Here is a 7,490-nt window from a genome sequence, read left to right on the forward strand (position 1 = left end):
ACCAAAGCCTGTTGATAAGAGCCTTTTAAAGGCATCGCTTGATAAGTTTGCCGCGTTAGACCAAGCATCATATACACCTGAATCATATGCAGCTATGGCATCTGCGATACAAAACGGCCAAGCTGTCTACAATAAGGAGAACGCCACTCAAGATGAAGTAACAAAAGCAAATGCCGCTTTATCAACTGCATCAAATGGACTCAAAGAGGTATTCAATCCGGCGAACTATGCCGCAATCCCATATGTTGATCTTGCTCGCAATCCCGATAGTTACAAGGGCCAAAAAATTGTAGTAAGCGGAAAAGTACTGCAAGTGTCTGAGTCGGCAAAAGAAATCAATCTCAGGATCGCAACAGACGGAGGTTACAGCGACGTGGTCTTTGCTGGATACGATCCCAAGCTTATGTCTTCACGTATCCTCGAAGATGACATGATAAATCTATACGGTACATGCATCGGACTATTTACGTACACGTCGACAATGGGCGCAAGCATTTCGCTCCCTGGTGTATTTGCGGATCAAATAGAATTGCAGTAATAGCCAGCAAAAGCCCCGCGCATACGGGCTGCCACCCAGCGCGAGGCTCAACGAATAACCATCCTACGAGAGGAGGGTCGTCGTGTATTCTACCACGAGACTGCCTGCAAGCGGAAGGTACGCCATGCTGCTGCGCAAATCGCGCGAGGACATGGAGGCCGAGCGAATCGGGAAGTTCGAGACGCTCGCGCGCCACGAGGCGGAGCTGTACCGCCTAGCGGATTCGCTCGGCATCAAAGTGGCGAAGGTGTTCCGCGAGCTGGTATCCGGCGACAGTCTCCAGGACCGCGAGACGATGCGGGAGCTGCTGGGAGAGGTCATGCAGAACGCATGGGACGGAGTGCTCGCCATAGACATGCAACGCGTGACGCGCGGCGACATGGTCGACCAGGGCACCATCATGGCAGCGTTCAAGTACACGCGCACCCTCATCGTGACGCCAGGCAAGATCTACGATCCTGCCGACGAGAACGACGAGGACACCATGGAAGTGCATCTCATGGTCGGCCGCATCGAGCTGAAGATGATCAAGAAGCGCCTGCAGGAGGGACGCGTCAGGAGCGTCCACGACGGGCAGTACGTCGGATCCTTCGCCCCGTTCGGATGGGACAAAGCGACAATCGACCGGAAGCACACGCTCGTGCCAAACGCCGACAACCCCGCCATGGTCCAAATGTACCGCGACGTTGCGAGCAGGGCGCGATCGGTGCAGGGCATAGCCGACGACTACAACGCGCGCGGCGTCCCCTCCCCTAGGAACCGGAACTGGGACCAGTCCACGGTGCGGCGCATCATACGCAATCCAGCGAACAAGGGCTACGTCAGATGGTTCGAGAGGAAGCAGGTCGTCGAGTTCGACGACGGCATGAAGCGCCGCAAGACAAGAGTGCTCTGCCCAGAAAAGACGCTGATCGTGAAGGGATTGCACGAAGGCACCGTGCCGGAGGATCTATGGCAGGCGGCGAACGACGTCATCGCCTACGTGCCGCAGAGCCGCGAGCCTAACGGTACCAAGCTGCGAAACCCGCTCGCCGGCCTGCTGGTATGCAAGGGGTGCGGCAGGAGCCTCCAAACGGTGCACTCGAACAAGCAGCCGAGGCTGCGCTACCAGCATCCGAAGTCGAACAAGCACGAATGCTGGGCGATCGGAGCGTACTTCGACGACGTGATCCCCTTGGCCATCTCGGCGCTCGAAGCGGCCGCCCATGACGTTGAAGCATCGATCGCAGGAAACGACGGCAGGCAGGTCGCCGCCTCCGAGCGGTTGAAGGTGCTCGAAACCGACGAGCGCGAGTGCCGCAACGCCCTCGCGAACCTCATGAGACTTGCCGAGAAGGGTCTCATATCGGACGAGGAGTTCGCGGAGCGCAAGGCCGTGCACGACGAAAGGCTGGCACGGACGCTCGAGCAGACGGACGCCGCCCGCTTCGACGCCGCGAGCGCGCCCAGGAAGCGCGAGCAGGTGGTGCGCGCCAAGGAGGCCATCGCGTCGCTGTCGGACTACGAGGGACGCGAGAAGGAGGTCAACGGCTTCCTGAAAACACTCGTCGACCGCATAGAATACGAAAAAGACCCCCGGACGGGGGAAATCCGCCTGGGGGTCTATCTAAAGTAACTAAACGCCTGGTCAGTTAACACTTACCTCATGAAGCGAAGAGTTCGATGGTGTCGCCTTCCTTGAGCGTAACCATGGCCTTCTTCCACGTGCGGGTCTTACCAAGCTGGTAACGCACGCGCTTCGGCTTCGACTTCACGTTCAGGGTGTTCACCTTGACCACCGTCACGTCGAAGATAGCCTCGATGGCCTGACGGATCTCGACCTTGTTGGAGTCCTTGGCCACCTCGAACGTGTAGGTGTTCTTCTCCATCTGGTCGTAGCTGTGCTCCGTGATAACGGGGCGGATGATAACCTCGCGGGGATCCTTCATTATGCAAGCACCTCCTCGATGCGCTTCAGAGCGGCAGCCGTGAACACGATCGCCTTGTTGTCGATGATCTCGTACGTGTTAGCAGCGCCAACAGGCAGGATGTTCACCGTGGGGATGTTGCGGAACGACAGGTAGGCGTTCACGTCGTCATCGGAGATCACGATGGTCGTGCGACCCTCAAGCCCGAAGGCCTTCAGGATGGCAACGGCGTCCTTGGTGCAGGGCTTCTCGAAGTTGAAGCCGTCGATCACGTGCAGCTCGCCGTCGGCCAGCTTGGCGGACAGCGCGGAACGCATCGCCAGCTTGACCTCCTTGTTGTTCACGCGGAAGGCGTAGCTGCGGGGATGCGGACCGAACACGGTACCGCCGCCAGCCCACTGAGGAGCGCGGATGGTACCCTGACGGGCGCGACCGGTGCCCTTCTGGCGCCACGGCTTCTTGCCGCCGCCGCGGACCTCGCCACGGGTCTTCGTGTCATGCGTACCCTGGCGCCAGGACGCACGCTGAGCGCGCACAACCTGGTGCATGACGGGCACGTTCGGCTCGATGCCGAACACGGAGGGGGCCAGGTCGGCAGAACCGGCCTTGTTCCCCTTCGCGTCTTTGATGTCGATAGTCGTCATGTTGTTCAAGCTCCTTATTTCAATTCGCGCTCTACGCCATGCGGACGCGAACGATGCCGTTCTTGCTGCCGGGGATGGCACCCTTCACGAGGATCAGGTTCTGCTCCTCGTCGATGCGCACCACTTCGAGGTTCCGCACGGTGACGGTGTCGACGCCCATGTGACCCGGGAGCTTGAGCCCCTTGAACACGCGGGACGGCGTAGCGCACTGGCCGACCGAACCCGGAGCGCGATGGAAGTGCGCACCATGGCCGCCCGGACCGCCGCGGAAGCCCCAGCGCTTCATAACGCCGGCGAAGCCCTTACCCTTGGACGTACCCGTGACGTCGACCTTCTTCGTCTCGGCGAAAGCGGCAACCGTCTGCTCGTCGCCCACCTTGTACTCGCCGGCGTTCTCGACGCGAACCTCGCGCAGGTAGCGCGTGGGCTCCGTGCCCTGCTTGGCGAAGTGGCCAGCCATAGGCTTGTTGACCTTCTTCTCCTTGATGGTGCCGAAGCCCAGCTGCACAGCTTCGTAGCCGTCGCTGTCCTTCGTCTTCACCTGGCACACTTTGTTCGGCTCAGCCTGGATCACGGTCACGGGGATGACGCGGTCGTCCTCGCCGAAGATCTGGGTCATGCCGATTTTCTTACCATAGATGGCGTTGATCATATCGCACATCCCCCTTTACAGCTTGATCTCGATGTCGACGCCGGCGGGGAGATCGAGACGCATCAGGGAATCGACCGTGTTGGGGGTCGGCTCCAGGATGTCGATCAGGCGCTTGTGCGTGCGCATCTCGAACTGCTCGCGCGAATCTTTGTCGACGTGCGGGCCCTTGACGACGCAGTACAGGTTGCGCTCCGTCGGCAGCGGAATGGGACCGGATACTTTGGCACCCGTCTTCTGCGCGGTATCGACGATGAGCTTCGTGGACTGATCCACGATCTCATGATCGTACCCCTTCAAGCGGATGCGAATCTTCTGATTAGCCACTTACTTTACCTCCGTTATGCTCGCGCGCACGCCCTAGGCGTTGCCGCCGGCCTTGCTGATAATTTCTTCCGCCACGTTCTTCGGCACCGGATCGTACGAATCAAACTGCATCGTGTACGAAGCGCGGCCCTGCGTCGCAGAACGCAGGTCGGTGGCGTAACCGAACATCTCGGACAGCGGAACCTTCGCCTTGATGGTCTTGGCGTTACCGCGGTCGCCCATGCCCTGGATCTGGCCACGACGGCTGGACAGGTTGCCCATAACGTCGCCCATGTACTCCTCGGGGGTCTCGACCTCGACGGCCATCATCGGCTCGAGGATGACCGAGCCGCCCTTGCGCAGCGCGTCCTTGATAGCCATGGAGCCGGCCACCTTAAACGCAGCTTCGGAGGAGTCGACATCGTGGTAGGAACCGTCAACCAGCTCGACGCGGATGTCCACGACGGGGTAGCCCGCCAGCACGCCGGAGTTCAGCGCTTCCTGGATGCCCTTGTCGATCGGGGTGATGTACTCCTTCGGCACGACGCCGCCCACGATCTTGTTCTCGAACTCGTAGCCCTTGCCGACCTCTTCCTGCGGATACATGTTGATAACCGCATGGCCGTACTGGCCGCGACCGCCGGACTGGCGAACGAACTTGCCCTCGGCGCCCATGACCGGCTTGGTAGCCGTCTCACGGTAAGCAACCTGCGGCTTGCCGACGTTCGCCTCGACCTTGAACTCGCGCAGCAAGCGGTCGACGATGATCTCGAGGTGCAGCTCGCCCATGCCGGCGATGATGGTCTGGCCGGTCTCCTGGTTGGTGGACACGCGGAACGTCGGGTCCTCTTCAGCCAGCTTCTGCAGCGCGACGCCCATCTTGTCCTGCTCAGCCTTCGTCTTCGGCTCGACGGCGATGTCGATAACCGGCTCGGCGAATTCCATGGACTCGAGAATGACCGGAGCGCTGTCGTCGCACAGGGTGTCGCCCGTGGACGTAGCCTTCAGACCCACGACGGCAACGATGTCGCCTGCGCCGCAGGAGTCGATGTCAACACGCTGGTTGGAGTGCATCTGCAGCAGACGGCCGATGCGCTCTTTCTTGTCCTTGGACGCGTTGATCACGTAGGAGCCGGAATCCAGCTTGCCCGAGTACACGCGCAGGTAGGTGAGCTTGCCCACGAACGGGTCCGTCATGATCTTGAAGGCCAGCGCGCTGAACGGCGCCTTCAGGTCGGCGGGACGCTCTTCCTCGGCACCCGTATCGGGGTTCGTGCCCTTGATGGCGGGGATGTCGAGCGGGCTCGGCAGGTAGTCCACCACGGCGTCGAGCAGTTCCTGAACGCCCTTGTTCTTGTAGGCGGAGCCCACGAACACGGGGTTCATCTGGCAGTTGATGACGCCCTTGCGGATGGCGGTCTTCAGTTCCTCGACCGTCACCTCTTCCTCCATGAGCACCTTTTCCATAAGAGCGTCGTCGCAGTCGGCGGCGGCCTCCATCAGCTCCTGACGGCGCAGCTCAGCCTCCTCGGCGAACTCGGCCGGAATGGCGTCCATGGGCTCGGGGTAGGTCATGCCCTTGTCGTCGGCCTTGAAGTCCCATGCGGTCATGGTGACCAGGTCGATGACGCCCCAGAAGTTGTCCTCGGCGCCCATGGGCATCTGAGCAGCGATAGCGGCAGCGCCCAGACGGTCCTTCATGGTTTCGATGGCGTGGAAGAAGTCGGCGCCCACGCGGTCGTACTTGTTGATGAACGCGATGCGGGGCACGCCGTAACGCTCGGCCTGACGCCACACGGTCTCGGACTGCGGCTGCACGCCGGCAACGGCGTCGAACACCGCAACGGTGCCGTCGAGAACGCGCAGGGAGCGCTCGACCTCGGCGGTGAAGTCAACGTGGCCCGGGGTGTCGATGATCTGGAAGCGGTACTCAGCACCGTCCTTCTCCCAGAAGCAGGTGGTAGCGGCGGCGGTGATGGTCACGCCGCGCTCCTGCTCCTGCACCATCCAGTCCATCGTCGCGGCGCCGTCATGCACCTCGCCGATCTTGTGGGTCTTGCCGGTGTAGTACAGGATGCGCTCGGTCGTCGTCGTCTTGCCCGCGTCGATGTGGGCCATGATGCCGAAGTTGCGCGTTTGGTTCAGAGGGGATTTAGCCATGAGCGCGTGCCCCCTTAGAAGCGGTAGTGCGAGAACGCACGGTTGGACTCGGCCATTTTGTACAGATCCTCGCGCTTCTTCACCGACGCGCCGGTGTTCTCGGCGGCGTCCATGATCTCGGCGGCCAGGCGGGCCTTCATGGTGTGCTCCTTGCGCTTACGAGAGAAGTCGACGATCCAGCGGATCGCAAGCGTAGTGGCGCGGCGGGAGTTGACCTCCATCGGCACCTGGTAGGTAGCGCCACCGACACGCTTCGGCTTGACCTCGAGCGTGGGGCGGACGTTGTCCATAGCCTTCTTGAAGACGGCCAGCGGGTCGCCGCCGGTCTTCTCCTCGATGATGGCGAAAGCGCCGTAGACGATGCCTTCGGCGGTGGCCTTCTTGCCGTCAAGCAGGATCTTGTTGATCAACTGCGTGACAAGGCGGTTGTTGTACTGGGCGTCCGGCTGTACTTCACGGCGGACTGCTGCTGCACGACGCGGCATGTGTTCTCCTTTTTGTTCCTGCGCGCTTCGAGACGGCATTCTTTCCGTCCATTAGGCCCCCGTCGCCTCCCCCTTTGGGAAGCTGCGGTTTCGCGGCCCGCGCGACTTAATGGTTACTTACTTCGGGCGCTTGGCACCATAGCGGCTGCGAGCCTGCTTGCGGTTGTCCACCGCAGAGCAGTCGAGCGCTGCGCGGATGACCTTGTAGCGCACACCGGGGAGGTCCCTAACACGACCGCCGCGGATGAGCACCATCGAGTGCTCCTGCAGGTTGTGACCGATGCCCGGGATGTAGGCCGTAACCTCCATGCCGTTCACCAGGCGCACGCGGCAGACCTTACGCAGAGCCGAGTTCGGCTTCTTCGGCGTGGTCGTGTACACACGGGTGCACACGCCGCGCTTCTGCGGGTTGCCCTTCAGAGCCGGTGTCTTCTTCTTGTCGACCGACTGCTTGCGGCCCTTGCGGACCAACTGGTTGATAGTAGGCAAAGCTTCTCTCCTTTTACCTCTTACTTGTCCGATTGCCTTTATACTGAAATAAGGAATCGCTTGTCGCATCGCCTTCCTGTGTGCTCAGCTGATTCACACAGGAAAACGCACGTCATTAAGACGCGAACGAGAACTCTACCACCCGCTATCAGGGTTGTCAAACGCCACGCATCCGGGAGTATCCATAGGTATTGACATACGTTTGCGCAGGTAAAACAAATATCGAAGGCAAACGAACTACAAAATGTCCATTGTTTTCCAAATAATCGCGAAGAATTCTTGACAAGCATGCGGGCACGCTGGGCAAGACCG

9 protein-coding genes are annotated in these 7,490 nt (G+C 60.7%); 2 read left to right on the forward strand and 7 right to left on the reverse strand.

The features are described 5' to 3' along the window. Together ACMNI9_RS04745 and ACMNI9_RS04750 are read left to right on the forward strand one after the other, a co-directional pair. Positions 1–538, forward strand: a 538-nt coding sequence (locus ACMNI9_RS04745) for an FIVAR domain-containing protein (protein ID WP_418831055.1), incomplete at its 5' end; no start/stop codon positions are given. A gap of 82 nt (positions 539–620) precedes the next feature. Then, positions 621–2,153 carry a recombinase family protein gene (locus tag ACMNI9_RS04750; protein ID WP_418831057.1) on the forward strand — a complete coding sequence of 511 codons (1,533 nt, stop codon included), beginning with the start codon at positions 621–623 and terminating at the stop codon, positions 2,151–2,153. Positions 2,154–2,181: 28 nt separating this feature from the next. On the opposite strand, the gene rplW is transcribed toward ACMNI9_RS04750, so the two are convergent. The 7 genes from rplW to rpsL all read right to left on the reverse strand — a co-directional run bounded on the left by rplW (position 2,182) and on the right by rpsL (position 7,178). After that, complete coding sequence (rplW, locus tag ACMNI9_RS04755; protein WP_114567128.1) at positions 2,182–2,466, reverse strand: 50S ribosomal protein L23; 285 nt, start codon at positions 2,464–2,466, stop codon at positions 2,182–2,184. After that, on the reverse strand, positions 2,466–3,089 hold the full coding sequence (rplD, locus tag ACMNI9_RS04760) for a 50S ribosomal protein L4 (protein ID WP_114567127.1): 624 nt from the start codon (positions 3,087–3,089) through the stop codon (positions 2,466–2,468). Before rplD ends, rplW begins: the two co-directional genes overlap by 1 nt. Positions 3,090–3,120: 31 nt before the next feature. Continuing rightward, a complete protein-coding gene (gene rplC, locus ACMNI9_RS04765) occupies positions 3,121–3,750 on the reverse strand; it encodes a 50S ribosomal protein L3 (RefSeq protein ID WP_370632880.1) in 630 nt (209 codons plus the stop codon). A gap of 6 nt (positions 3,751–3,756) precedes the next feature. Continuing rightward, the gene (rpsJ, locus tag ACMNI9_RS04770; protein ID WP_009304899.1) at positions 3,757–4,065 is read right to left on the reverse strand and encodes a 30S ribosomal protein S10; all 309 of its coding nucleotides are present in this window, start codon (positions 4,063–4,065) and stop codon (positions 3,757–3,759) included. A gap of 33 nt (positions 4,066–4,098) precedes the next feature. Next, positions 4,099–6,204, reverse strand: a complete 2,106-nt coding sequence (gene fusA, locus ACMNI9_RS04775) for an elongation factor G (protein ID WP_114567125.1) — start codon at positions 6,202–6,204, stop codon at positions 4,099–4,101. Between the two features lie 14 nt (positions 6,205–6,218). Next, a complete protein-coding gene (rpsG, locus tag ACMNI9_RS04780) occupies positions 6,219–6,689 on the reverse strand; it encodes a 30S ribosomal protein S7 (protein ID WP_114567124.1) in 471 nt (156 codons plus the stop codon). Positions 6,690–6,806: 117 nt separating this feature from the next. After that, a complete protein-coding gene (gene rpsL, locus ACMNI9_RS04785; RefSeq protein ID WP_418831059.1) occupies positions 6,807–7,178 on the reverse strand; it encodes a 30S ribosomal protein S12 in 372 nt (123 codons plus the stop codon). Positions 7,179–7,490: the final 312 nt, after the last annotated feature.

It is taken from the genome of Paraeggerthella sp. (genome assembly GCF_048427265.1).
Lineage (GTDB): Bacteria > Actinomycetota > Coriobacteriia > Coriobacteriales > Eggerthellaceae > Paraeggerthella > Paraeggerthella hominis.